Annotated in this window: 19 protein-coding genes; 3 read left to right on the top strand and 16 right to left on the bottom strand. The window is 45.7% G+C overall.

Features of this window, described 5'->3' with window-relative positions; all coding sequences use genetic code 11:
• Positions 1-2 precede the first annotated feature (2 nt).
• On the top strand, positions 3-704 hold the full coding sequence (locus tag AZI87_RS11690; RefSeq protein WP_063207135.1) for a YebC/PmpR family DNA-binding transcriptional regulator: 702 nt from the start codon (positions 3-5) through the stop codon (positions 702-704).
• 31 nt (positions 705-735) lie between these two features.
• On the opposite strand, the gene AZI87_RS11685 is transcribed toward AZI87_RS11690, so the two are convergent.
• On the bottom strand, positions 736-1,563 hold the full coding sequence (locus AZI87_RS11685) for an alpha/beta hydrolase (protein WP_063207132.1): 828 nt from the start codon (positions 1,561-1,563) through the stop codon (positions 736-738).
• 2 nt (positions 1,564-1,565) lie between these two features.
• Positions 1,566-2,846: an acetyl-CoA C-acetyltransferase gene (locus tag AZI87_RS11680; protein WP_063207129.1), complete on the bottom strand. Its 1,281-nt coding sequence runs from the start codon at positions 2,844-2,846 to the stop codon at positions 1,566-1,568.
• Between the two features lie 93 nt (positions 2,847-2,939).
• On the opposite strand from AZI87_RS11680, the gene AZI87_RS11675 reads away from it, so the two are divergent.
• On the top strand, positions 2,940-3,494 hold the full coding sequence (locus AZI87_RS11675; RefSeq protein WP_063207126.1) for a TetR/AcrR family transcriptional regulator: 555 nt from the start codon (positions 2,940-2,942) through the stop codon (positions 3,492-3,494).
• A gap of 3 nt (positions 3,495-3,497) precedes the next feature.
• Here AZI87_RS11675 and AZI87_RS11670 read toward each other — a convergent pair whose 3' ends face one another.
• The 12 genes from AZI87_RS11670 to miaB all read right to left on the bottom strand — a co-directional run bounded on the left by AZI87_RS11670 (position 3,498) and on the right by miaB (position 21,254).
• Positions 3,498-5,252: a substrate-binding domain-containing protein gene (locus AZI87_RS11670; protein ID WP_081112212.1), complete on the bottom strand. Its 1,755-nt coding sequence runs from the start codon at positions 5,250-5,252 to the stop codon at positions 3,498-3,500.
• A gap of 101 nt (positions 5,253-5,353) precedes the next feature.
• Entirely contained in the window at positions 5,354-6,280 is a 927-nt protein-coding gene (locus tag AZI87_RS11665; RefSeq protein WP_253696745.1) for a hypothetical protein, read from the bottom strand.
• Positions 6,281-6,291: 11 nt separating this feature from the next.
• Positions 6,292-7,467 (bottom strand): hypothetical protein, encoded by a 1,176-nt coding sequence (locus AZI87_RS11660; protein ID WP_063207122.1) that lies wholly within the window; start codon positions 7,465-7,467, stop codon positions 6,292-6,294.
• Positions 7,468-7,470: 3 nt separating this feature from the next.
• Positions 7,471-11,010, bottom strand: a complete 3,540-nt coding sequence (gene dnaE / locus AZI87_RS11655; protein WP_063207119.1) for a DNA polymerase III subunit alpha — start codon at positions 11,008-11,010, stop codon at positions 7,471-7,473.
• Between the two features lie 72 nt (positions 11,011-11,082).
• Complete coding sequence (locus AZI87_RS11650; protein ID WP_063207116.1) at positions 11,083-12,060, bottom strand: hypothetical protein; 978 nt, start codon at positions 12,058-12,060, stop codon at positions 11,083-11,085.
• A gap of 71 nt (positions 12,061-12,131) precedes the next feature.
• Complete coding sequence (gene guaA, locus AZI87_RS11645) at positions 12,132-13,652, bottom strand: glutamine-hydrolyzing GMP synthase (protein WP_063207901.1); 1,521 nt, start codon at positions 13,650-13,652, stop codon at positions 12,132-12,134.
• Positions 13,653-13,666: 14 nt separating this feature from the next.
• On the bottom strand, positions 13,667-15,130 hold the full coding sequence (guaB, locus tag AZI87_RS11640) for an IMP dehydrogenase (protein WP_063207114.1): 1,464 nt from the start codon (positions 15,128-15,130) through the stop codon (positions 13,667-13,669).
• 90 nt (positions 15,131-15,220) lie between these two features.
• Positions 15,221-15,733: a gamma carbonic anhydrase family protein gene (locus AZI87_RS11635; protein ID WP_063207111.1), complete on the bottom strand. Its 513-nt coding sequence runs from the start codon at positions 15,731-15,733 to the stop codon at positions 15,221-15,223.
• Between the two features lie 68 nt (positions 15,734-15,801).
• Positions 15,802-16,977, bottom strand: a complete 1,176-nt coding sequence (locus AZI87_RS11630; RefSeq protein ID WP_063207108.1) for a patatin-like phospholipase family protein — start codon at positions 16,975-16,977, stop codon at positions 15,802-15,804.
• A gap of 91 nt (positions 16,978-17,068) precedes the next feature.
• Positions 17,069-19,294, bottom strand: a complete 2,226-nt coding sequence (locus tag AZI87_RS11625) for a cation:proton antiporter domain-containing protein (protein ID WP_063207105.1) — start codon at positions 19,292-19,294, stop codon at positions 17,069-17,071.
• Between the two features lie 17 nt (positions 19,295-19,311).
• Positions 19,312-19,869, bottom strand: coding sequence for a bifunctional nuclease family protein (locus AZI87_RS11620; RefSeq protein ID WP_063207102.1), 558 nt, complete (start codon positions 19,867-19,869; stop codon positions 19,312-19,314).
• A gap of 2 nt (positions 19,870-19,871) precedes the next feature.
• The gene (miaB, locus tag AZI87_RS11615; protein WP_437435063.1) at positions 19,872-21,254 is read right to left on the bottom strand and encodes a tRNA (N6-isopentenyl adenosine(37)-C2)-methylthiotransferase MiaB; all 1,383 of its coding nucleotides are present in this window, start codon (positions 21,252-21,254) and stop codon (positions 19,872-19,874) included.
• An 83-nt stretch (positions 21,255-21,337) separates the two neighbouring features.
• Here miaB and AZI87_RS11610 point away from each other — a divergent pair, with 83 nt between their 5' ends.
• Positions 21,338-21,976, top strand: coding sequence for a hypothetical protein (locus AZI87_RS11610; RefSeq protein ID WP_063207096.1), 639 nt, complete (start codon positions 21,338-21,340; stop codon positions 21,974-21,976).
• Positions 21,977-22,009: 33 nt separating this feature from the next.
• Here AZI87_RS11610 and AZI87_RS11605 read toward each other — a convergent pair whose 3' ends face one another.
• Both AZI87_RS11605 and AZI87_RS11600 read right to left on the bottom strand, forming a co-directional pair.
• Positions 22,010-24,661, bottom strand: coding sequence for a hypothetical protein (locus AZI87_RS11605; RefSeq protein WP_063207093.1), 2,652 nt, complete (start codon positions 24,659-24,661; stop codon positions 22,010-22,012).
• 34 nt (positions 24,662-24,695) lie between these two features.
• Positions 24,696-25,760, bottom strand: coding sequence for a hypothetical protein (locus tag AZI87_RS11600; RefSeq protein WP_063207090.1), 1,065 nt, complete (start codon positions 25,758-25,760; stop codon positions 24,696-24,698).
• Positions 25,761-25,781 lie beyond the last annotated feature (21 nt).

Raw genomic sequence — 25,781 nt, 5'->3', positions numbered from 1 at the left:
ATATGGGAAAATCGTGGAAAAATGCGGGTAAGGTAGAGAAAGCCCAACAAAAGGGACAAATCTTCACAAAATTAGCTAGAGAGATCGCCGTTGCAGCAAAAGCAGGCGGCCCTGACCCCGCAGCCAACTCCCGTCTTCGTCTTGCCATTGATGCCGCAAAAAAAGTGTCTTGCCCCAATGATACGATCGAACGCGCGATCAAAAAAGGTGCAGGCCTTTTAGACGATGGAAAAGTGATTGAAGAAATCACTTACGAAGGCTACGGCCCTCATGGTGTTGGCGTTATCGTCGAATGCCAAACCGACAACAAACACAGAACAGCTCCGGACATGCGCCATGCCTTTAAATCTCATGAAGGCAACATGGGAGAGGTCGGCTCTGTGGCTTGGATGTTTGATCGCGTAGGACTTATTGAAGGTGAAAAAGCCGGCACTTTCGATCCGGATGAAGAAGCGATTGAGGCTGGCGCTAACGAAGTCAGCAAAAACGATGATGGCTCTTATGAGTTTTACACAAATGCAGATGACTTAGACTCTGTTCGTGATGCTTTGGTAAAACGCGGATGGAAAGTGACGACAGCGGAGCTTTCATTCAAGGCAAAAAACATCACAGAACTTAATGATGCTCAAAGAAAAGACGTTGAAGAGTTTTTAAACTATCTTGACGACATGGATGATACTCACCGCGTTCACGCGACGGTGTAAAGAAAAAGCCGCCTGAGAAGGGCGGCTTTTTTTATTTCTGAATGAAGCGCACAACTTGGTCGATCACTTTTGTGTCTTTAAGAATGCGGCGATGACCTAAACCTTCTGTAGCAAGAATCTGGGTTTGCGGCCACACGCTTTGAATTTCTTCAGCGGCAGCATAACGAACTTCTTTATCGTCGCGATCATGCACAATCAAAGCTTTCACGCGCAATTTACTACCGATCACACCCACATTCATTTCTTTTGGAGAAAGCCCGACTTTCTCAGACAGCATATTTATAAAATGTTTTTCTGCGGCGGGGCTGATTTGCACAAACTTAAAATAGTTGTTCACGACTTTTTCATAATGAGCAGGTCCCGCTACTAAAACCAACTTTTCAGCACGAAGACCTTTGGCAACCGCCAGCACCGAGCATCCGGCCCCGAAGGAGTGAGCTATCACCGCTTCGAAATCTCCCAGCTCCTTTTGCACGTTCACCAGAAACTGAGAATAGTCGCCGACATTGGTCTGCGTTCCTTCGGAAGCTCCGTGCGCCGGTCCATCCAAAGCAACAACGCGGTATCCAGCCTCTGTGAGCGCCGGAGCAAATGCCGCCATTTGGGTTCCACGACCGCTCCATCCATGCACCAAAACAACAAGAGGGCCCTTTTCAGGCCCCCACTCATATGCGGCGATGCCGCCACCTAAAACATATTTTTTTGAAGAAGCATACAACTCCTGCTCCGATGCAGGACGAGGCACTCGCTGAGGCGTTAGAAAAAGATCCAACGCTCCTTGAGCGGCAAGTTTAGGAAAAATCCAAGAACCCGCACGAAGCCCCGCTACTTGTAACTTCTTCGCAAGAGAGATTTCCATAATTATCTTTCGACAATGGCCACAACACCCATACCGCCCGCTGTACAAATAGAAATCAGACCACGGCCTGAACCTTTTTGTGCGAGCATTTTTGCAAGACTGGCAAGAATTCTTCCGCCCGTTGCGGCAAATGGATGTCCTAAAGCCAGACTTCCACCGTTCACATTCAATTTAGAACGATCAATAGAACCTAATGCTTGAGACTCGCCTAAATGCTTACGGCAATACTCGTCGGATTCCCAGGCCTTCAATGTACAAAGAACCTGACCCGCGAAAGCTTCGTGAATTTCGTAGAAATCAAAATCTTGGAGCTTCAAATTATTACGACGAAGCATTTGCGCTACCGCACGCGTCGGCGCCATCAAAAGACCTTCGCCATTCACGTAATCAACAGCCGCGTAATCCGCATCCACCAAGTAAGCCTGAATCGGAAGGCCGTGAGCTTTCGCCCATTCCTCACTGCTCAATAGAACAGCGGAAGCACCGTCGGTCAGCGGCGTGCTGTTTCCTGCAGTCAAAGTTCCAGTCCCAGTAAAATCAAAAGCGGGTTTTAACTTTGCGAGTTTTTCCATGCTGGTATCACCGCGCACGAAGACGTCTTTCTTAAGACCTTTGAATTCAAAAACCAGGTCATTGAAGAAACCCGCATCATACGCCTTCGCTGCATTCAAGTGACTTTGTAAAGCAAGTCGATCTTGCTCTTCACGAGTGATCTTCCACTCTTTCACCATTAGCTCTGTATGTTGTCCCATGGAAAGACCCGTGCGAGGCTCTTGCACATTCGGGAAGCGCGGTTTTAAATATTCCAATTTAATTTCAGAAAGTTTCGCTATACGCGCCATCGCATTAGGAGCTTTTTGCGCTTCAGTCAAAATCCAAGAAAGCTCGTGAGGCAGAACTCCGGCAATATCACTATTGGTGTCCGTACCACCTGCGATACCGCTTTCAATCTGACCTGCTGCGATTTTTAAAGCAATGTGTGCGGCGGTCTCTAAACCCGTTCCACAAGCACGCTGAACGTCGTATCCGGGCGTGTGAGGATCTAACCCCGCGCTCAGTAACGACTCACGGGATAGATTCCAGTCCGAGGCATTTTTCATCACGGCACCCAATGCGACATCACCCAAAAGTTCACCGCGAATATTAGTTTTATTCACCAGATCCTGAAGAGTGGCCGTCATCAACTGACGGTTCGAAGTACGCGAATAATTAGTGAAGGACTTCACAAACGGAGTTCGTGAGCCTGCAAGAATGGCTACTGGGCGCATGGTTTTGTTTTTCATAGATGTTTCCTCGTGTTTCTTTTAAAACTTGAATCTACCTACCAATAGGTAGATAATACCCCTATCAGCCTTTATAAAGCAAGGACGGAAAGCATGGATACAAAAACCAAAGCATTGGATTTAGGACGTCACTATCTGCAAACCCTTGGATTTAATGGCTTTAGCTTTCAAACCGTGGCCGACGCCTTGGGTATAAAAAAGGCGAGCCTGCATTACTATTTCGCCTCAAAAGAAGAAATGGGTCTAGCGATTCTTGAGGACTATCAAAATGCCTATATTTCCTGGGCGCAAAAGATTCACGATTTGCCAGCGGACAAAAAAATGGAGCAAATGCTTCAGATGTTTTACAAGATTGGTAAAGATAAGAATAAGATCTGTCCTTTAGGTGCTTTGTGTTCCGACTTCAATACCATGTCAGAGAAAATTCAAGAGCGTTTACGGGAGTTTCATTTTCAGCAGCGCAAATGGTTGATTGTCACAATCAAAGATGGAATGAATGATAAAATCTTTCGTGCCGATTTAAACCCTGCGGTTGTGGCTGATTCTTTTTTGGCGGCAATTCAAGGGGGATTGCAAATTGCCCGCATGCGCGGCGAAGCCGAAACATTTAAAAGTATGGTTAAATTTTTAGTAAAAGGTCTTTCTTAATCCTTAACGTTCAAACACTTTCCAATCTTTGAGATTGTATTTGTTGAGGATTTTTTCTAAAGAACCATCCTGGCGCGCGCGTAAAAACCACGCATCTAAATATTCCGGTAAATAACCGAAGTGCGACTCTCGTGGAGAGCCCACTAAAACCACAGAGTTAAATCCTGTCAACGACGTCGGTAAAAGCTGAAGCTCTGCACGCGGCTTTTTAATCAAAGAATAACGAAGAACATTGTAATCACCTAAAGCAATTTCCACGCGACGATCGCCAATCATTTTAATCATGCGGTCAGCGACATCCGCTCCCGTCACTTTTAAACTACGAGCGGCAGGGATTTCTAAATGCGGCCCACCCGCATAGGTTCCCATGTCGGCAAAAACCACTTTTTTCGTGCGCAGTAAATCCTCATCAATTAAAGAGTCTTTCGATCCTGGAGTTAAGATGGCTCCGGTATAATTCACTCCTAACTTAGGCCCCACAACCCGAATCTGATCTTCATAGCGGACAAGATCTGCAGGAACGATGATATAATTCACACGACGGGTTTGCAGAGCAGACAGAAGACGCGTGTTGGGGATGCTTTCTAGATCCAAATAAAAACCGCGCTCCGTAGCAACCTCTTTAAGAATATTATAAATATATCCACCCCATACGCCGGGACCTTGCTCACAAAGATACGGACACAGGGGAGCTACGCCGATTTTAATCGTAAGAAGATTGCGCTGATTCGGAGACACCCGCGGAGTGGGAGCTGCTTTCGCCACTTCAACCTTTTGCAGAAATGACGGAACTCGCCCCATCCAGCCAGGGTAATTCGCTAAAGTTTTATTGGTCACTGGATAAGTAGGAATCAGTTTCTTTTCTGAAACTCCACCTTTCGTAAGATGGGCTATCAGAGCTCTTGCCGTTTCTCGACCCAGCTCCGCACAGAATTGCGCAGAATCGATAACTGTGATCTTGCCATTCTTAATATTTTCTACTGACAAAGGATCACCATCAAAGGTCGCATGAACAAGGTCGGTGCGCTTTTTTTCATAAAGCGTTTTAATAATAGAAAGTCCGCCGCCGTCATTGACCGTGAAGATGACGTCGACACTTCCTTTTTTCGGAAAGTCTTTTAAGAACTGCTTCACGGCCATTTCACCAGAAGCTGGATCCACGGCTTCATAGCGCTTTAAAACTTTGAATCTGCGGCCCTGATCGCGTAAAGCATCTAAAAAACCATCCACGCGATCAATCGTCGATGAGACTTTGGGATATTCAAAAATCACCAGACGCAGTTCTTTATTCTTATCAAAAAGCCCGTGAATATAGTCACCATTATCACGTCCCCCGCCATAATTATCACTCGTGGCAAAGAAGGTCATATCCCCATTCACAATATACTGATCATAAGCAAAAACAGGGATTTTGAGTTGATTGGCTTCCTCTAAAGCACGCGCCAGCGCTGAGTTGTCTGTGGGCTGAATCACCATCGCGGCTGGTTTCGCCTTTAAAACTTCGGCTACTTGAAGAACTTGATTTGTTATTCCTTTTCGACCTTCGCCAGCCACATAAGGTGTAAGAACGATTTTATCGGTACTCTTTTTATTGAATTGAGCAATCTCTTCTTCAAAGCCCTTTCTCATGGCGACTTGACCTTCGATCTTCATACTCCAATACAGAACAGAAACTTCAAAGGATTTCGCCGAAGAATGATGTGAAAAAATAAACAAGAAAATAAAAATAAAAAAGGCTAAAGCATTCACTTTAGCCATTATATTCTTTTACAGAACGAACCCCAAGGTCTTTATGTGCAAATCCTGTTAAGGGTCGTTCTGTAATTTTCCGTGATGACAAATATGGAAACAAAGAAGTCCTAGTACAACTCCACGCGATCGTTTTCTTTAAAACCGGAACCAGAATGAACAATCGCAATCGCGCCATCATTCCCAAAATAACTGATCACTTCAAGAGTTCCCTTAAGACGTCCTGGCACTCGTCCAATGTGCCCACCACTTTCGGGATCGTAAATATCATCACCATCTTCAGTGACTTTTAGTAAGTCCCCGACTTGTAAGCCAGAGACGCGGCCAACATTTAAATAAATTCTATCGCCGTTGATGGCCGCAATTCTTCCCTCCCAAGAAACTTTATCTAAGGAAGCTAAAACCTGCGGAGTAAAATCTAAAAACGCATCTTTCACAATCGTTTGAATCATATCTGGATTGTTAGAAATGAATTTATCGGTTTCAACACGCTCACCCACCCGCGTCCCCTGCTCTTCCACAGTCACAGTCTTAACTGTGTTAAAGACTTCGCGAGCCGCTCTCCCCGTCACGACACGGACTTGGGCCACAACTTCAAAAGCTGTCGACATATGACGAACAACGCCGACATTGTCGGCTTTTCTTTTGATTCGAATATCGATGATCTTACCTTCAAGAACTGCCGTCACTCCCAAAGCTTGCGCCGCCTTTGCGACTTCAGGAAGTTTGTATTGCCCCCCTTCCATCATCTTTGAAAGATCGACGTTCAGTTCTTTGCTATCTAAGGCGATGACTTCTCCGGAGCGATTTAAATCCATAATGAAGGCGTTGCGAGCTCTTTCGCGAAGCTCTGAAGGTCTTTTATCCCCAGCATCTAAAAATGGCAAAACCATCAAACGCTTGCGAGGAGCCGAGTCATCCTTACGAGCTTCGTAGTTGACGTCTTTGACGTCGCGACGAATAGAGGGACCGGCCCCATCCATAGTTGTACAAGCCGTGAACGCCAACAGCGATAATAACAAAACAAAATTCTTCACGACCGCACCTCCTACTGTGCCCACTTCAAGACGATCTCGTCTTGTTTTTCAGAAACTTTCGAAAGCTTCTTGCCTTCGATATCCAGCGCTTCCAATTTTCCTAAAAGTTCGACCGTCGAAACGGCGGTATCGACTTCAAAACTGACAGCCTCGGAACTGACTAAGCGCTCACGAATGCTTTTAACTTGAGTGATCTGAGAACGGATTTTTTCTTTCAAACCTTCCATCATCGGAAGAGTGTTACGACCTTGAATTGTCAGACGAATCACCGACGTCCCTAAAGAACCGCGCTGCCAAGCTTCTAAAACTTGTGAAGCTAGGTCGTTGGCGGTCGTCTCGATCACCTCGCGCATTTTTTTATCAACAGCACTTTCAAAACTTCCGTTTTCTGTGTCATAGCGACGAGAAACATCGGCAATAGCGCGACCATTGCTGACCTGAACAGCCGTCATACGAATTTCAATACGGTAGTTCTTTCCAGATTCCCCTTTGTTTAGAACAACCTGGCCATCAATCAAAAGAGGTGCGTTGAAATATTGAGAAAAGAATTGGGCATCCTCACCCACAATACGTTCATTTTGAAAGTCGCCGGGAACACTGTTTCCCAAGCCGGCCTCTACTGGCTTCACTGCAAAAAAATTGTTCTTTTGAAAAGAACCACGCATAGCTTCTTCAAGCACGCGAGCTTCTTTGATCAAAAAGGCCTGCTGTGTTTTATCCGAAGGCAGCCACCAACGGTAACTTTTCCCTTGCACACGATCAATCCAACTAATCACTGGAAGCACCACAGGAATGGCATCATTTTCATTTAACAAAGCATTGTCCTGAAGCATTTGTTTTAGATCACGCAATGAGACCTTTAAAGAAACGGACATTTTATATTCCGCACCTTCCTGGGTTAAACTTGAAGCCTTCGCAAAAGGAATATAACGAGCCGAGTTTTTGATGATCTTAGATTGAATCAAAGACTTGTTTTTAGAAAATCTTTCTTCGCCCACCAATTCCTTGATGATGTCTTCAGAGACCTTTTGCGACGCTTGGTCTTGGATATCACGACGCGCGCCTTGAGGAGTCGCCTCTTTAGATACTCCGGAGAAGGTGCGGTCGATCAATTCAGATTGTTGAGCTTTTACGGGACTGTTTAAAGTGAACATCAACGCTGCTGCCAACACAAAAGCTAAACGCATTTATTAACTCCTTAACTCAATAAAGTCAGTGCGACCGAAAACCGAGTGCACACCTTCAAAAAACTCATTATTCACGGCAACACCCGTCGCTTCACCGGCATCCATCAAAACACGACGACTGACTTCCGGGATCTCAATTTCAAAACTGACTGAAGTCGTCCCTGGATAATCCTTCATCAAAGAGTGTAAACGAGGATAGTCGTTCGGATCAATTTTATCCAAACGAAGCACCATGCGCTTGGTCTTTTTCAGGATGTCTTCCATGGGCGACACACTGTCTACCATAATCTTAGCAACACCTTCCTCAACCTCAAGCGCTCCGCCAATCAAGACCGGTCTTTCATCGCGAAGCTGTGCTTCAAAGCGTGCGTAAGAGTCTGGGAAGATCACAAGCTCGCAAGCCCCGGTCAGATCTTCAATCTTACCGAAAGCCATGCGTGTTCCTTTTTTGGTAATAAGCTCACGCAGCTCGGTGATAAGCCCCGCCACAACGATCTTCTTTTTACCCGCATCGCGATTTTTCCAATCTTTCTTAGCGGCCTTTAAGGCCTCGGCCTCGGGCGAACCCGGCGCGGGCATCTGTGCCGGCAGCTCAGCCACTTTACACGTCGTCCAGATCTCTGAAAGAGTATCGAAACCTTTTAACGGGTGATCGCTGAGATAAAATCCCAAGACTTCCTTTTCATACGCCAAGGATGCCGTACGACTCCAAGGTTTGATTTCTTCAAGCGTCACTTTGGTTTCTGTGGAAGGACCCAAATCAAATAACGAAGCTTGTCCTAGCTCTTTGTCCTTTTGCAGGCCTTGCGCACGATCTAAGTACTTTTGATAACCAGCCATCATTTGCGCACGATGAACACCGAAACCCTCAAAGGCACCGGCTTTAATCAAGCACTCGATCACTTTTTTATTCACGCGGCGAAGATCGATAGAGTTAAAGAACTCATCCAAAGAATTAAACTTTTTATCGGGCAAACTATTGCGAGCTTCAATAATGGCTTCGACCGCTCCCTGTCCGACACCTTTGATGGCACCCAGACCGAAGTAAATCTCGTCACCATGGGCCCCGAAAAGATACTCAGAGAAATTCACGTGAGGAGGTTTTACGGTGATACCGCGTTTCGCAGCATCCTTTGAGTACTTCACGATTTTTTCCGTATCCGACAACTCGGTACTGAGAAGAGCCGCAAAGAATTCCACCGGGTAATGACATTTCAACCAGGCCGTTTGCAAAGTAACGACAGAATAAGCGGCCGCATGGGACTTATTGAAACCGTAGTCGGCAAACTTATACATGAGATCAAAAAGCTCTGAGGACTTTTCTTTATTGTGACCTCTTTCGACCGCCCCTTGCATGAAGCGTTCGCGGTGTTTATCCATCTCTTCTTTGATCTTCTTACCCATTGCACGACGAAGCATGTCGGCTTCACCCAAGGAGTAACCAGCAATCTTCGAAGCAATACCCATAACTTGCTCTTGGTAAACCATGATCCCGTAGGTTTCCGAAAGAACCTCACGCGTGTCCTCAAGCAAGTATTCGACGGGGGCTTTGCCGTGTTTACGATCGGTAAAGTCAGGAATATTCGCCATCGGACCCGGGCGATACAAAGACGTGATCGCCGTGATATCTGCAAACGATGACGGACGGATTTTACGAGTGGCATCCGTGATACCCTCACCCTCGAACTGGAACACCCCGGCAGTATCCCCGCGGGACATCATCTCGAACGTGGCAGTGTCGTTCATCGGAATCATTTTTGAGGTGATCTCTTTACCACGATTCTTCTTGATGAGCTTTAACGCCATATTGATGTGAGTGAGCGTCTTTAACCCGAGGAAGTCGAATTTGATCAGGCCAATTTTTTCGGCGTGTTTCATGTCGTATTGAACGACTTGCTCGCCATCCGCCCCCTTGTATAACGGAGCATGTTTTACCAGCTGACCGTCACCGATGATAACACCGGCAGCGTGGATCCCCGCATTTCGAACCATACCTTCCACGCGTTGAGCGAGGTCAATCATGGTTGCGACAGTTGGATTCATCTCCATCATTTCTGTCAGACGAGGTTCCATCTCTAAAGATTCTTTAAGACTGATTCCCAATTTATCCGGAATCAGTTTTGTGACTTGATCCACTTCCGAAAACAGCATACCCAAAACACGACCCACGTCTTTCAGTGCCGCACGCGTTTGCAATTTACCGTAAGTGATAATCTGAGATACCGACTCTTGCCCGTATTTTTCCGTCACATAACGAATGACTTCCTGACGACGATCTTGACAGAAGTCGATATCGAAGTCCGGCATCGAGATACGCTCTGGATTTAAGAAACGCTCAAAGAGAAGAAAGTTGGGAAGAGGATCTAAATCCGTAATTCTTAAACAATAGGCAACCAGGGAGCCCGCACCGGATCCACGACCTGGTCCTACCGGGATGTCATGATCTTTAGCCCAACCGATGAAGTCTTGGACGATTAAGAAGTAACCGTTAAAACCCATGCGGTCGATGATGCCAAGTTCATAATCTAAGCGCGCATAATACTCTGGTTTTTTTTCTTCCGGCACAGTTTCGCCACGAAGAACTGCTTCTTCAAAGCGCGTGAGCAAACCTTCTTTGGCACGACGAGCGATATCATCTTTTAACGAAACGCCTTCAGGAGTCGGGAATGTAGGAAGATGATAAATCGGCTTCCCGTTTTCATCTTTCAACTTAAATTTCACATCACAGCGTTCGGCGATTTGCAAAGTGTTGCTGACGGCTTCAGGGACATCCGCAAAAAGCTGCTGCATCTGTTCTGGCTTTTTGAAATAAAACTCGTCTGTGCCTAAACGGAAACGAGACTCATCACTTAAAGTTTTATTCGTTCCGATACAGATCAAAACCTCTTGGGCGATCTGATCGTCTTGAGTCATGTAATGAACATCATTACTTGCCACAAGTGGAACGCCGGTGATCTTTGAAGCCTCCATCAAGAAGGGATTTATTTGATCCCACTCAGGAACTCCAGTGCGACACATTTCAAGATAAAGGCGATCGTCGAAGATTTCTTTCAGCTGACGGATTTTTGCTAAAGCCGCATCGGGGCCTTCGCGCAAGAAAGCCTCAGCCACCTCACCACGAAGTCCTCCTGTCATACAGATCAGGTCTGAATTGTATTCTTTGATAACTTCGTAATCGATACGAGGCTTCCAGTAGAAACCCTCTTGATAGCCAATTGTCGAAAGCTTGCTGAGATTTTGATAGCCCTTGATATTTTGAGCCAAGAAAACCAACCGGCGTGGCCCCTGACTGACTTGATCACGATCTTGCTTTTTCTCTAAGCGTGAACCGGGTGCAAGATAAGCATCCAAACCTAAGATCGGTTTGACGTTATTATCCTTGCAAGCAAAGTAAAATTCCACGGCACCGAACATGTTGCCGTTGTCGGTCAATGCCACCGCTGGCATATTCATGGCCGCTGCTTTTTTAGCAATAGCTTTTACGCGGGCCGCAGCTTCTAAAAGAGAATATTCGGAGTGAACGTGAAGATGTACAAAAGACATGACAATTTCATATCTTAGGCCCTTTTTTTATTCAATAAAAGGGGCACCCAGACCCTCACATCTCACGCTGCATTAAAAGGCCCCTGATTTGACGATAGGATGAACTTCAATTCCCGACGGAATGATCGCAGAATCCAAATCCAACTCATCGTTTCTGACAGGGATTTTGATGGTTTTTTGGCCTAAACCGGCGTCTAGAGCAATTTTGAGAATAACTCCGGAAATAGCACTGGGCGAGGACGCTCCATCGATATTCCAAAGAACGGCCGTGTCGTTTCCTTGAAGTTCAATTTTATCACTTCCCGGAACCGAGGGATCTCTTTCCATTGAAAATTCCATCACGCTGATGCCATAACCTGGAGCGGTTTCCATATCCACTTGCAGTTTCTGCTTCAACATCTCATTTGCATACTTAATGAGTAATGCCGCTTTCTTACCCGGAGCTGCTTCGACAAAATCACGATCCCGAGTGGAGTCTTGAGTGATCGCGCCGATATAGCGAGCGGCCAGAGTTGAATTTGGAACTTCCAAAGAAAAAGGCTGAGTGACTTTTTCTTTCCAAGCAAAATCATTGAAGGACATGATCAAACGACCCGTTTCGATATTGAACAAGCGATAGCCTGTCATCTCGGCACAACATCCCCCAAGACCACTCACCACTACAGGCTGGTTCGGATGTACATTCACCTCGGTGGCAGACTCCGTGCGGCTCCATAATTGTGTCTGTAACTTATCCCCCGTGCGCACGTTCCATGTCGCTGTCCCGACAATACCTTCTGCATCCAAATATCTTTGCACCGTTTTTTTGATATTTACCAAAAAGAGCTTTTCGCCTTCTGAAGCCGTGTAGTGACGAGCGAGCTCGAAGTCTTGTGATTGAATCACTGTCGAGCGAAGCTCTGATTTTGTGTCTTTATAAAGTTTGAAACTGGCAGTGCCAGAAGCTTCGTAAAGAAGTTCAGCTGTGGCGGCCATTGCGGCGATAGCTGAAAGGACGATTAACAACGTAACGGCTTTAGAGACGCGGAAGAAATTCTTTTTTGTTTTCATGCGATGAAAACTACAGATTTCCTCCGCGCATATCGAGTTACAAAGAAGCCATTACCTGCGGGTAACGGCCATTATTCCCATTCGATCGTCCCCGGAGGTTTACTGGTAATATCATAAACCACACGATTCACACCTTTCACCTTGTTGGTGATCATGTTTGAAACTTCACGCAAGAATTGAAATTCAAAAGGGTACCAATCTGCGGTCATCCCATCACTGGACGTCACTGCACGCAATGAAAGAACGTGATCGTAAGTTCTGGAATCACCCTGAACACCGACAGTTTTTACCGGCAAGAGCACACAGAATGCCTGCCAGATTTTCTCATAAAGACCGCGACGACGAAGCTCTGAAATGAAAATATCATCGGCTTCTTTAAGTATTTGCAGTTTCTCTTTTGTCACTTCACCAAGAACACGAATCGAAAGACCCGGCCCTGGGAAGGGATGACGCCACAACATTTCATGCGGCAATCCCAACTGAGCCCCTAACGCACGCACTTCGTCTTTAAAAAGCTCACGAACCGGCTCTACAAGTCCTAGATTCATTTTTTCAGGCAAGCCTCCGACATTATGGTGAGATTTAATTGTGACACTGCCACCGACAGACGAAACACTTTCAATCACATCGGGATACAAAGTGCCTTGCGCCAACCACTTAATCGGATACTGATGATCATAACTTTTATCAAAGACCTCGATAAAAACACGCCCGATGGTTTTTCTTTTATCCTCCGGATCAGACTTACCCTTGAGGGCTGACAGAAATTCTTCCGAGGCATCCACACCTTTGACGTTTAATCCGATCTTGCGATAATTCTCCAAAACCGTTTCAAATTCATTTTTGCGCAGTAAACCGTTATCAACAAAAACACAGTGAACTCTTTCAGCCCCCAACGCTTTCGTTAAAAGAGTGGCCACCACGGTGGAATCCACGCCACCGCTAAGCCCCACTAGCACGTGATCAGTCGCGCCCACTTGTTTCCGAACATTTTCAATCAAAATATCTTTGATATGAGGCGCATCCCAATCTGAAGCAGCCTGACACATTGTTTGCGCAAAGTGCTTCAATAAATCTGTGCCGTGCTCAGTGTGAGCGACTTCGGGATGAAATTGCACAGCTAAAACTCCGGGTCCTTGCATCGCCGCCGGATGATTTCCATCCGACATACCGATCACTTGAAAACCTTCCGGCGCTTTTTCAACAACATCGCCATGACTCATCCAAACCTTTTGTCGGTGTGGAATACTTCCTACGACGGAAGTCCATGTTACATAATTCAGGCCGTACTCACGGTGCTCCGACCGAGAGACCTTGCCACCCAATTGGTGAGTCAGAAGTTGCATTCCATAACACACACCCATTAAAGGACTTATGTTACGAAGTTCATGGATGTCTCTTTGCGGAGCTCCTTGTTCGTAAACCGAGTTTGGACCGCCGCTGAGAATAATTCCGTAAGGATTTCTTTTACGAATTTCTTCTGTGGGAAATTTATAAGAGTGAATTTCTGAATAAAAACCCAGTTCGCGCAAACGACGCGCGATCAACTGAGTAAACTGAGAACCGAAATCTAAAATAATAAATCCGCGCATTTTCGATTCCATTTCTATGTTTCGATGCGATAGTTCGGAGCTTCTTTGGTGATGCTGACGTCATGAACATGAGATTCACGAAGCCCCATGGCAGAGATGCGCACGAACTTTGCTTTTGCTTGAAGTTCATCGATATTGCGCGCACCCAAATAACCCATCCCGGATTTTAGTCCTCCGACAAGTTGATGAATCACTCCGGCAGCAGACCCTTTGTACGCCACTTTTCCTTCAATGCCTTCCGGAACCAGTTTTTCATTTTCTTCGATGTCCATTTGCCCGTAACGATCTTTGGATCCGCGAGACATAGCACCGATACTTCCCATACCGCGATACACTTTGTAAGTACGGCCCTGAAACAAAATAGTTTCACCCGGTGATTCTTCCGCACCTGCCAGTAAATTTCCGATCATCACGGTGTTTGCGCCCAATGCTAAAGCTTTTGTAATATCGCCGGAGAACTTGATTCCCCCGTCTGCAATCACTGTTTTACCTTTGGCTTTTGCAAGCTTTGCACACTCAATCACTGCAGAGATCTGCGGCATTCCCACACCAGCTACAACGCGAGTCGTACAAATACTGCCGGGCCCCACACCGACTTTTACAACTTCAGCACCCGCATCAAGCAGGGCCTGTGTTCCTTCAGCCGTAACGACATTCCCTGCCACAACGATCACATCTTTGTGCTTCTGAGAAATATACTTCACCATCTCGAGAACATTTTTAGAATGCCCATGGGCTGTATCCACACAAAGTACATCGGCTCCCGCAGCCACCAGAGCATCAGCGCGATCGCGAGAATCCGCGCCTACGCCGACACCGGCACCAACGAAAAGGCGACCATGTTCATCTTTTGTCGCTTGCGGATAGTTCTTGGCTTTTTCAATATCTTTGATCGTGATAAGACCTTTGAGCTTCCCCTTACTATCGACCACGGGAAGCTTTTCGATACGATGCTTTTGCAAAATCTTTTTGGCTTCATCCAAAGTCGTTCCCATTTTCGCCGTGACCAGATTTTCTTTAGTCATCAAATTGCGAATAGGTTGATTGAAGTTTTCTTCAAAGCGCAAATCACGATTGGTCAAGATACCCACCAAAGCGCCATCCACGGTGATAGGAACACCACTGATAGAAAACTTTTCCATCAGCTCCACCGCCTCTTGCACCAGGTGATCCGGCCCCAATGTGATAGGGTCCATGATCATACCAGATTCATACTTCTTCACTTTTTCAACTTCGAGAGCTTGTTTTTCGATATCAAGATTTTTATGGATAATACCCAAACCACCATGCTGAGCCATCACACGCGCGATGCGGTTTTCAGTGACGGTGTCCATCGCCGCAGAGATGATCGGTGTATTTAAATATTTATCTCTAGCGAAAAGAGATCGAGGAACGACTTCTGTCGGTGTGATCTCGGAATATTGAGGAAGAAGAAGGATGTCATCAAAGGTTAAGGCATAGGGAATTTCACGTTCCATAAAAAGCTTGCTCCTGACAGGGTTTCTTCATTCTCAAACGAAACATTTGAGAGTTCAACAGGAACTCTGTCAGAAATAAGTTTTTTAGAACTATTCGTACCAGGACTTATAGAGCAGATAGTTGTCGGCGGATTTTTCTAAAAGGGCCACTTCTTCATCCGTCAGAGGTCGTTTTACTTTCGCAGGGCGTCCTACGACCAGACTGCGCGGAGGAATCTCCGTGCCTTCCGTTAAAAGAGAGCCCGCACCGATAAGACAATGCTCGCCGACTTTCACGCCATCCATCAAGATGGAACCCATTCCAACCAGTGTACCGCGGCCCACCTCACAACCATGAAGCATGACCAAATGACCAATAGTCACGCGGTCATGCAAAGTTGTTCCCCATTTTCCGTAGGTGCCATGAATGACCGTACCATCTTGCACATTCACTTCTTTTCCAATGCGGATGGGCATGACGTCGCCGCGAATGACCACATTGTACCAAATAGAAGAACCCTCACCAATCTCCACATCACTGATGATGCGCGCGTTGTCGGCAATAAAAACATCTTCTGAAATTACAGGGGAAACGCCACGGGCTCTTACAAAAACGTCACTCATAAAATCGAACCTCTTTATCGCCTTAGAATGGCGAATTTTTTATCGCAATGCAAGAATGATTGATCGCTTTACGGATTGGCTTGATGCTTTACAGAATGGGATTTTGCGGCCTTAGAAACAATCAATTCTTCGATGCGATCTTTTTCCTTCATTCCGTCCGAAAAACCAATATCCACTAACTGTTTGCAGTAACTGGGCGTAAATAAAAGATAACTCAACATCTCTCGCGATTCCTCAATGGATCCCGGGCCACGCAACAAGTAGCGAATCATGCGCGGAAGTTCGGAACCTTTCTCTTTTGCAATTTCCGAAAAATCAACCGAAGGGGAAATCCAAAGATAATCAATCGCGTGAACCGCGACCTTTTTCTTTTGTCCGCCGGTTAATGTCGAAAAACTTTGATTGATCTGCTCGATACGATGAATATCTGATTCAAAGCCATCCATCATAACGGCATTCATCAAAACGTTTGCCACTCGTGAAACAGAAGGAGCCTGACCTGCGGAAGTGTTATGATACGAATACCATGTATCTTGTCGACGACGAACACCGATGGCAATCAAACTGTCGGCCCCCATGTAAATCGCGGGACCACAAGGCGACTGATTGCGAATGCACCCATCACCGAAGTACCGCGAACCAATTTGAATAGGTGGAAACAACAAAGGAATCGCCGAAGACGCCATGACGTGTTCCGTCGAAAGATTGGTTCGCTCACTGCGATGCATGCCACGCTCCCAGGGAACTATATCAGGACTTCCTTGGAAAAAGGTGAAGGTCGAAACACTTTCATAATCTAATGCTGAAACACTGACGGCGCGCAACTGTCCGGACTTTATTTTTTTGTCGATTTGATTGAAGTGACACTTATCAGAGATAAAATTACTTAAAGGATGAGTGCTTAAAAGAGATCGCAGTGCCGAGTCTTTATTTCCCCCGCCCCAAGAAAATTCACTCATCCATTGCAGACCACCGCGAGAAAGGGTCATCAAATCGGCATAGTAGATTTGATCGCTATTGATATGACTCCAAAGAGAGACAAGATTTTTCGCGCTCTCAACAAAATCGCCGCTGTTTCCAGCCAGCATCGCGACATTGATGGCGCCGGCGCTGACACCGCTATAGATCTTAAAGGGATTTCTAATTTTTGTCTTCGCCGCTACATGGGCAATCGCCGCAAGAACGCCTGCTTGATACGCTCCCCTCGCGCCTCCACCTGACAGAACAAGTCCCAAACAAGGCATGCCGGCTCCTTCCCTGGACTTCTATGGTAAAACCTTTCTGTCATCAGGAAAAAAGCGGGCGTTTGAAAACGACGAAATACAAAGTTTACGTCTAAGAATTTTGTTTACGGTCAGAGACCACCCAAAGAAGATCATTCTCTAAGATCGTGAAGCTCGCCCTAGGGCCTAGGATGCGCTCAGAACCTCTTTCAATACCCACAACCATGCCGTGCATTTTTTCTCGTAAACCGCTTTCACGGATGGATTTTCCTTTTAACGGCGAGTCCTCCGTCACACTGAATGAAGACAGCTTATAATCCTGCTGATCTGTTTGTGTGGGTTGTGTTTTTAAAGCCCGCTCAATCTCTAAAGTCTTATGGAAGTTCTGCAGTTCTTCTTCACTGCCAAAACAGATCAATCGATCGAAAGGATAAATTATGAATTCTCCGTCGGGTGCAAATTTACGATGGGTCCCCCGAAATACAGCCGCGACTGTCACACCATATTTTTCTTTAAAAGAAAGCGTGCGCAAGCTTTGTCCGACAATACTGCTTTCCGGGAAAATCTCATAACTTCCCAGTGTCGCTTCCCAAGGCAGAAAGTTTTTTGCAACCTCAGCGCTGACTAAAGATTTACGCTCTTTTTCCGTCAGATTTTTTAGAAAGTTTTTTTCAATCACCTGATAAAGTTTTTTCACCCATAGTTGCGCCAAACCCGCAGCAATAATCAAAACCGCGACCATCACACCTGAAGCCATTTTCACGGTCACAAATTGCGACAAAATCGCGGCCACCAGCATTAAGGCCAACAATAAACGGCCCGCAAAAATCCCAGCTTGCAAGCCACGAAGCTTTTGCAATTCTTCCACATCACGTTCGGATCCTAAAGAAGGTCCTCCCAAAACAATTCCCCAAAGGAACGGCCCGCAAATTAGTAAGCACAAGAATAAAGAAACACTGCTCGCCCAGGGGCTTTCTTGCAAATAGCTTTGCACTTCGCCAGTTAAGAAAGTTTTTGAAGCCAGTAGGATGGCCACTACCATCACCGTGTTCATTAATACTTTAAGTCCGTAGGTTCTAAAGATAAGTCCGCCGACGTTGACTCGTCCCTCTTGGTTAAAGGATTGTTGATAGCGGTCTAAGATAACTTTGATTCCTTCAGGAAGACGCGCTTCAACCCAGGTGTGTACGGGACCTGAGAATTTAATCAGATAAGGTGTCGTAAAGGTCGTCACCGCTGATGTGGCTATCGCCAAGGGGTAAAGGAAATCACTGGTCACTTTCATCGTCACACCTAGCGAGGCGATAATAAAAGAGAACTCCCCGATCTGCGCCAAGCTCATTCCCGACTGAAAAGACACCTTACGGGTTTGCCCTGATAAAATCGCACCCAAGAAGGTGCTGATGAATTTTCCTATAACTGTTATCAGCGTGACCGCCAAAACGAGATCCCATCTTTCCCAAAGTATTTTAGGATCAATCATCATCCCGACAGAGACGAAGAAAATCGCCGCAAATAGATTCTTCACCGGTTGAAGCACCTTTTCCATATTATGACCTTCAGGCGTCTCAGCTAACAAAGAACCCATGACGAAGGCGCCGAGCGCCGGAGAAAATCCAACATAAGCTGCAATCATCACCATTAAAAAACACAGACCAATAGCCACTAAAAGCGTGGTCTCATCTTCCAGCAGACGACGAATACGACGCAGGAATATGGGTATAAGAAAGATCCCGACGATAAACCAAAGAGCAATAAAGAAGAAAAGACGAAGGCCATCTAACGCAAGCTCCGCCGTTGAGAACTCTCCAGAACCGGCAATCGCAGTTAGCAATACCAAGAGCAGGATGGCGATGATGTCTTCGACAACCAGAATACCAAAAACCAATTCAACGAACTTCTTCCCTTTGATTCCCATCTCTTGGAAAGCGCGCACGATAATCGTCGTGGAGGACATAGATAGAATGGCGCCGAAGAAAAGACTGTCGATACTGTTCCAACCAAACATACGGCCGAAAAGATAACCTAGGCCCATCATAAAGATCACTTCAAAAGCCGCAGTGAAACCGGCTGAGCCACCTACTTTGAATAGCTTCTTAAAACTAAATTCCAGACCTAAGCTGAATAAAAGAAAGATAACGCCAATCTCGGACCAGACCTTGATGCTTTCATTATCTGTCACCGTTGGAAAAAATGGCACATGCGGACTTACTAAAAAGCCCGCGATCAAATACCCAAGAACTAAAGGTTGTCCGAGTTTTTTAAAGAGCAGCGTCGCTAACGCCGCAATGATAAGAATAAAACCTAGATCAGTAATCAAATGAGGCAAATGAGTCATGCCCCATTTTTACAAAACTAGTTCAGATATCCAAACCCTTTATCCATGAAACCGAAATTTTGCGCCTTTTGCGCGCCGCTCTCGATCTCTGCATTCAGAATGCGCGACCGACCGATAAAGTTTTTTGTCGCAAACAGAGGCACTTGTAAGTACATACACAAAGACATGGCTTCATCCGCGCGTAATTTCACTGAGTTCGTCGCCGGGTGCCCACTGATATAAAGACGCACATATTGGTGGGAGCCTTTAATTTCAACGAACACGGCTTGCTTTATTTCGATCCCTAAGGACTGAAGCAAAAGTGCTGTGAATTTGTGCGGTGAAGACTCAGCGACGACTTTGTTGTTCTGAGAAAGCGCCACTCCCGCATCAATTGGACTGACGGCAACTGGCAAAGTATAAACGTGCGCTTCATCCTTCAAAAGCAAGAATGGACGAGTCGCATCCGTCGTCACTGACAAGCCATAAGGAAACAATTGCACCAAATCATTTTGGTGAAAGGTTTCTTCCTCATGAGTGTTCTGTGCAAACACAATCTGAGCTTTAAGATTTTGTGAATCCAAAAGATCTTTCATGTTTAAACTAACTCTCCTCTAAATACTGCGGGGAAGGCTTTGGTGATTTTCACGTTCACTGTTTGACCGATCAAATCTTTGCTACCCAAGAAGTGAACAAGCTTATTGCCGGTGCTACGGCCTTGGATCTTACCGTCTTCACGGTCCACATTCTCAACTAGCACCTTCATCACTTGGCCTTCGTACTTTTTAACAAGTTCAAATGCCATCTTATCGTGAGCATCAAACAGACGGTTCAAACGCTCGGTTTTTACTTCTTCAGCCACTTGGTCTTCAAATTTCGCCGCCTTTGTGAACGGACGTGGAGAATATTTGAAAGCAAAAATGGTTTCAAAGCCCACTTCCTCAACCAGCGTCACGGTATCACGGAACTCTTCTTCTGTTTCACCAGGGAAGCCAACAATAATGTCCGTCGAGAAAACAACATTTGGAATGGTCTTCTTCAACATCGCGATTTTTTCCAAGTAGTGCTCGCGCGTATAGTTACGGTTCATACGATCCAAGATGCGAGAGTTTCCACTTTGGAACGGAAGATGGATGTACTCCATGATTTTATCCTGATGAGCAGCCATTGTATCGGCGAGCTTCTGATTAAAATCTTTTGGATGCGATGTCGTGAAACGAATTCTTTCTATATCTGTCTCTGTTGCCACCTTCGCCATCAAATCAGCAAAGTCCAAGCCCTCTTCGGCCTTGTAAGAGTTTACGTTCTGACCAAGAAGAGTGACCTCTTTCACTCCACGTTTCACTAAGTGGCGAATATCCGTCAAAATGTGTTGCAAAGGACGAGATTTCTCACGACCGCGAGTGTAAGGCACCACGCAGAACGTACAGAAATTATCACAACCTTTTGTGATGTTCACAAATGTCGCAACACCTGGATTACGAACCATGGTCTCGATGTGATAAGGCGCGCGATGTTCAAATTTCGCGTTGATGATTTTCTTTTCGCCTTCGTAAGTTCTAGCGACCAAGTTAGGAAGATTGTCGATTTGATCTGTACCGAATACGAAATCAATCATCGGTTGATTTTTGATCAAATTGTCTTTTTCTTGCTGACCGACGCAACCACCAACACCAATGCGCAAGTTCGGATTCTTTTCCTTCATTTTACGGAAAGTACCGACTTCAGAATACACTTTGTGAACTGGCTTTTCACGCACGCTGCAAGAGTTGATAATGATCAAGGAAGCGTCTTCAGGTTTTTCTACCGGTGTGAAGTTTTGCATCTCTAAAAGAGAGTACATACGTTCAGTGTCGTTCACGTTCATTTGGCAACCGTAGGTAGAAATATACACACCACGGCCCTGACCGATGTCGTTGTTTTGCTGAAGGCTTTCAGGGTTTTGCGAAGTGTTTTCCACGGTTCTTACCTCTTGTGTCATTAAAGAAAGTGAGTTATAGAGGAGCGTCTTAAATTTGTCAAAATGCCCGACGCAAAAATCGCCCGGCAGACTCAGAGGTCCCTATGAATCCAAGACTCAAAAGCTCAAAAAAATGGACGGCATTTCCGAAAGAGTACTCAGATCAGATTCAGGCCGTTTTCACCGAAAACTTCGCCCAATATCTCGACAACGGCGACCTTGTGATTGAAGGCCGTATTTACCCCGAAGAAATTCTGCTGCGCGTCGGATATCTAGAAAAAGGCCGTTTGGCCCAGGCTAATTTCGAAGTTTCTATGAATTACTCTCAGGATCAACAAGACGCGGTTCAACGCATTCACAACTGCGTGGACGCAGCCGCAAGCATGATGATGGAGTATTTAGAAAACGACGGCGAAGTGGATTTCCCTTACACATGGAAAGAGTTCCCCTTCCAAGGCAAAAAACTTTATCTGCAATTCACGACCGAGAATTCATCCTTAGAAGCGGAAGCGAACAAACTTCTGGGTGTCGATGACGAGACACTTTATAACGACGCTGAAGAAGCGGACGAAGATGCACTTTCTCGTGCAGAACAAAGTGAGGAACTTTCCCCACCTCGTGATGAAGAAGAGTTTTCCGAAGACGAGGACTACGAAGACGATGAAGAAGAGGACGACGACACCGAAGATCGCGGCCCCCGCATGTTTGGCGGTGGTAAGAAAAAGAAAGGTGATCTTCACTAATAAAAAAGCCTCCGCGAAGGAGGCTTTTTTATTTTAAGGAGTGGCGCGCGTGAACCACTTGTTCATTAAGATCGGGCGCTTCCAACTGACATAAACAGAACCCGCAGCAAACCCTCCGGAACATCTATATTTTCCATCCGTTGTGATTCCACAGTCCACGGAGGTCACCTCTGAATAGGAACTACCTGAATCTATGACCGAATAAGCTCCGTTTCGAGTACCGCATCTCAAAACACCTGTCGTGGTAATACCGCAAACTTTGTTGTCGTGAACACCATGTAGGGCAAATACTTTCACATATTGGATACCCGGATCCTGAATGGTAAATACAACCGGCGACATTGGAATATTGTCATAATTATCCCAACACTTGACCTCGTGACTCGTAGCTGAAACCCCGCATCCCTTTAAATAACTTCCCGATATCTGAGTATATGTATCCGTGTTATCAATCACTGTCGCGGTTGGAAGAGTGTTTTGATAATTATCCCAACAAGTCAAAACGCCCGTCACACTTAAATAACATCCTTGTGAGTAATCACCAGCATAATCCTTAATCGTTGCTCCCGGAAACGGCTCCTCAAAGACGGCTCCCTTAAGGCAACGTAACTTCTGGTTTTCGGTGATACCGCAGTAGTTCACGTACATCCCCCCAGTGACCAAGGAAGTATACTTTTCGGTGTCCGCTTGCTCATAGGACATTGAAGCCGTGAGCTTTAGAACGTATCCATCTGAATTTAAAAGATAGTAATCATTAATAAAGTCTTTGATATTATGGGAAGCCAAACTCACTTTATCGACGGGTGTCGATCTGAAGAAACTTTCGACCTCCCCGTTAAAACACTTCACTTGACCGTTCGATTGAATGGCGCAAGTCACGCTATCCAAACCGTCAACAAAAGTCCGAACTTTTGCCACGTTAGTCAAGCCCTGCATTTCTGTCCGTACTGAGTTGCTAGCAAGAGCATCTGGCCCTCGCCAAGCAATATGATTATTGTTAATATGGCTCCAACAAAGCAACTCATCCGTAGTAGTTACTCCACATCCTCTTTGATAGTTGCCGCCAGAGGAAGCGGTATGGATCTGTTTAAAAAGATGAGTGAGATTTAAAGAAGCGGAATTCATACACTTCGCTACGCCGCCATCATTAATTGCACATTTGCGATGAAGACTTACGAAGGTACTTCCAGCAAGCAATACCGTGGGGGTGGTACAATCTTCATAAGCGCAAAGACGCTTCCATTCCCCCAAGGATGTAAGCCCGTAGATATCATTCTCGCCAGTGTTGGAAATATCAGAATACTGAACACCCGCATCAACGTCCTCAAAAGAATCAATAGAATAAAAGCCATCAACAGAATCTCCATCAGTACTAGCACAACGGATGGTATTTCCAGCAGTAAGACCACAAATTTTATATGATTCTACCGAGACTTTCTTATAAGGAACCCCAGCATCAAGAACTTGAAACGCATTATCGACTTTGCATCGGAGTTCATTAGAAACCGTGACGCCACAAGGAGAGGCGGTCGAATCTAAATCCAAATAGCTGACGGTGCTGTCTTCGGCTATCATGAGCTGGTTAGATCCATCGTTACATCGTATCTTGCTCAAATTAGTCAGACCGCAGAACGAATTATTCCTTCCCGCTGCTATCTTTTGATACTTCACTCCGGCATCAACTTCCACTGGAGCTGGGCCAAATTGAGCACCGGCACAGGAAAGACTTCCATCAGCCGTAAGTACACAAGTAATTTCAGAACCTATCACGAAGACCTTCTGAATGTTCGGCTCAAAACCGCCATCATTATCTTTTAAAAAAAGTCGGGCTTGATAATGCTCCCCTAAGCTGACCATGGGACTGTCCGTACCAATCAGATTTAGCTGCATTAATCGCTCAGGTTGCGCAATGGCATTATTGAACACCTGAAAACTAATTGTCTTCGTGGTTTCGTTAGCAGCAAACGTCACCGTTCCCGATGGATTCAAATCAGCATCCAGCATATAAACATAGTCGCCTGAAACGTAATAGCGTACGTTAACAGAATAAGGCTTAGCTTCAGAAAGCCTTAAAGTGAATGACTTTACTCCCACTGATTCACTCACACGTTCTTCATATTCTTCGACCGAAACTAGCGCCGCGGCATCAAGACCTTGCGAGCAACTTAAAAACATCGCTGAACCCGACAGAGTTCCATTTGTACAAAGGCGCGACTCAGCTACACTAGAACACGTATCTCCACTGACAACTGTTGCGCTAGTATAAGCAAGAATACTTTGTCCGTCAGGGATCGTCTGCCCTCCCAACAAACAGGACAATTTTTTCGTTAGCTGAATAGAGGTACTTGATTCCTTAAGACCATCCTTACTGACGCCCACTATCTTGACAGTGATAACCTGACCAGAAAGTGCGGAAAGATCTAGATTGATACTCCATACATTATCGATACAGGGAGTATTCACACTGAATGAATCCGTTGAGATCACAACTTCTGAGATGTCTTGACAAATCCCCTGCATCAGAAATGAATTCTGATTAGCATCGTTCACAACGCCAGAGTTATCTACTTTTTTTACTGCTAAAGTTGCGGAACTGGGGGACACCAACGTCGCTTCAATCCCGCACCCAATAAGCAAGGAAACAGAACACATTAAGCTGACTTTAAGAAGTTTATTACTGAACACGTCCCCTCCAACTTTATTACTTTTGATGGATACACTATTTTATACGTACGTAGTTTCCGTTACTGCGCACCTCTTGGCCTTTTTCGGTAATAGCGACAACTTGAAGGTGGTAGTTTCCCGCTCCCGGTTTATCCACAACGACGGTGACCTGATTATCAAATTCAGGATAGTGCTGAGAGTTCGCATACCATTTGCCGCTGACGATTTTCTCTCCTTGAGCGGTACAAGAAAACCGAGTTCCCGCACGGACTTCCTTAGGACAATTTAGGATCACATATCCATCAATGCTCTTTTTCGCGTAAGAATGAATTTTTCCGGCCGTATCGGTAATGGCAATATCTGAGTTATTCACACGAACATAACGGTCCGTATATTCTTTAAGGCGATTTTCAAAACTGCTGTTCGCGGAGGCGATCAAGGAACCTTGGCAGTAAAGATCAAACTTCACTGCTCTTAAATTATGTGAATCTAAAAGATCACGGCGGATATTCAGATTCACATACGAACCCTTGGATTGTGTAGTCTGATAACTGACGATTTGACCTTTCAATTGAAAGCCCGGCTCGCTGGAGAAATCAACAAAATGCGAAGAAGGAACATCAATCACGGCACCGTTTGCTAAATTTGTGATCTTCACCGACAAGCCCGCCGGAATACTCGCAAGACCACTCGAGTGAGGCGCAGACAAAGCCGCCGCATGGAAATTGATCCTAAAACCTTTTGAAGCTGGCAGTTCAGATTGGCCCACAAGCTTCTTGTCATAGGATAACGGTTCAAGAACGAATTTATTTAATTGAACTCCTTTATCCCAACCGATGGCTTGAAGAGCTTGAGAACAACTCGCAGAAGCAGACAAAGTCGAAGCACTGGAGGTTGCCGTGCTACTGGAGCCGCCGCTTGAAGATCCCGAAGAGTCGGAACCCCACATACCAGGCTCTGCAATCACGCCAGACCCATCTAAACTCAATGAGGAAGACGCCAAAGACTCTTGAGCCTGCGGACTGAACTGACCCGCAGGGCTGCAGTTCTGAAAGGCAATCATTGAAGTTGCTGAAGCAATAAATAATAAACCGCCACCAACGTATTTTTTGATTTCCATGATAGTTCCCCTTTGATGTTA

Source organism: Bdellovibrio bacteriovorus (genome assembly GCF_001592745.1).
GTDB classification, from domain to species: Bacteria; Bdellovibrionota; Bdellovibrionia; order Bdellovibrionales; family Bdellovibrionaceae; genus Bdellovibrio; species Bdellovibrio bacteriovorus_B.
The sequence above is the reverse complement of the archived record's forward strand: the minus strand, read 5'-3'. Positions and strand labels throughout refer to the sequence as shown.

Excerpts from the sequence above, each read along its gene's own strand:
- AZI87_RS11610 (WP_063207096.1), top strand. The coding sequence starts at position 21,338 with ATGAATCCAAGACTCAAAAGCTCAAAAAAATGGACGGCATTTCCGAAA.
- guaB (WP_063207114.1), bottom strand. The coding sequence starts at position 15,130 with ATGGAACGTGAAATTCCCTATGCCTTAACCTTTGATGACATCCTTCTT.
- AZI87_RS11670 (WP_081112212.1), bottom strand. The coding sequence starts at position 5,252 with ATGGCTAAAGTGAATGCTTTAGCCTTTTTTATTTTTATTTTCTTGTTT.
- AZI87_RS11675 (WP_063207126.1), top strand. The coding sequence starts at position 2,940 with ATGGATACAAAAACCAAAGCATTGGATTTAGGACGTCACTATCTGCAA.
- AZI87_RS11685 (WP_063207132.1), bottom strand. The coding sequence starts at position 1,563 with ATGGAAATCTCTCTTGCGAAGAAGTTACAAGTAGCGGGGCTTCGTGCG.
- AZI87_RS11660 (WP_063207122.1), bottom strand. The coding sequence starts at position 7,467 with ATGCGTTTAGCTTTTGTGTTGGCAGCAGCGTTGATGTTCACTTTAAAC.
- AZI87_RS11690 (WP_063207135.1), top strand. The coding sequence starts at position 3 with ATGGGAAAATCGTGGAAAAATGCGGGTAAGGTAGAGAAAGCCCAACAA.
- AZI87_RS11630 (WP_063207108.1), bottom strand. The coding sequence starts at position 16,977 with ATGCCTTGTTTGGGACTTGTTCTGTCAGGTGGAGGCGCGAGGGGAGCG.
- dnaE (WP_063207119.1), bottom strand. The coding sequence starts at position 11,010 with ATGTCTTTTGTACATCTTCACGTTCACTCCGAATATTCTCTTTTAGAA.
- miaB (WP_437435063.1), bottom strand. The coding sequence starts at position 21,254 with ATGACACAAGAGGTAAGAACCGTGGAAAACACTTCGCAAAACCCTGAA.
- AZI87_RS11600 (WP_063207090.1), bottom strand. The coding sequence starts at position 25,760 with ATGGAAATCAAAAAATACGTTGGTGGCGGTTTATTATTTATTGCTTCA.
- AZI87_RS11620 (WP_063207102.1), bottom strand. The coding sequence starts at position 19,869 with ATGAAAGATCTTTTGGATTCACAAAATCTTAAAGCTCAGATTGTGTTT.
- AZI87_RS11650 (WP_063207116.1), bottom strand. The coding sequence starts at position 12,060 with ATGAAAACAAAAAAGAATTTCTTCCGCGTCTCTAAAGCCGTTACGTTG.
- AZI87_RS11635 (WP_063207111.1), bottom strand. The coding sequence starts at position 15,733 with ATGAGTGACGTTTTTGTAAGAGCCCGTGGCGTTTCCCCTGTAATTTCA.
- AZI87_RS11625 (WP_063207105.1), bottom strand. The coding sequence starts at position 19,294 with ATGACTCATTTGCCTCATTTGATTACTGATCTAGGTTTTATTCTTATC.
- AZI87_RS11680 (WP_063207129.1), bottom strand. The coding sequence starts at position 2,846 with ATGAAAAACAAAACCATGCGCCCAGTAGCCATTCTTGCAGGCTCACGA.
- guaA (WP_063207901.1), bottom strand. The coding sequence starts at position 13,652 with ATGCGCGGATTTATTATTTTAGATTTCGGTTCTCAGTTTACTCAGTTG.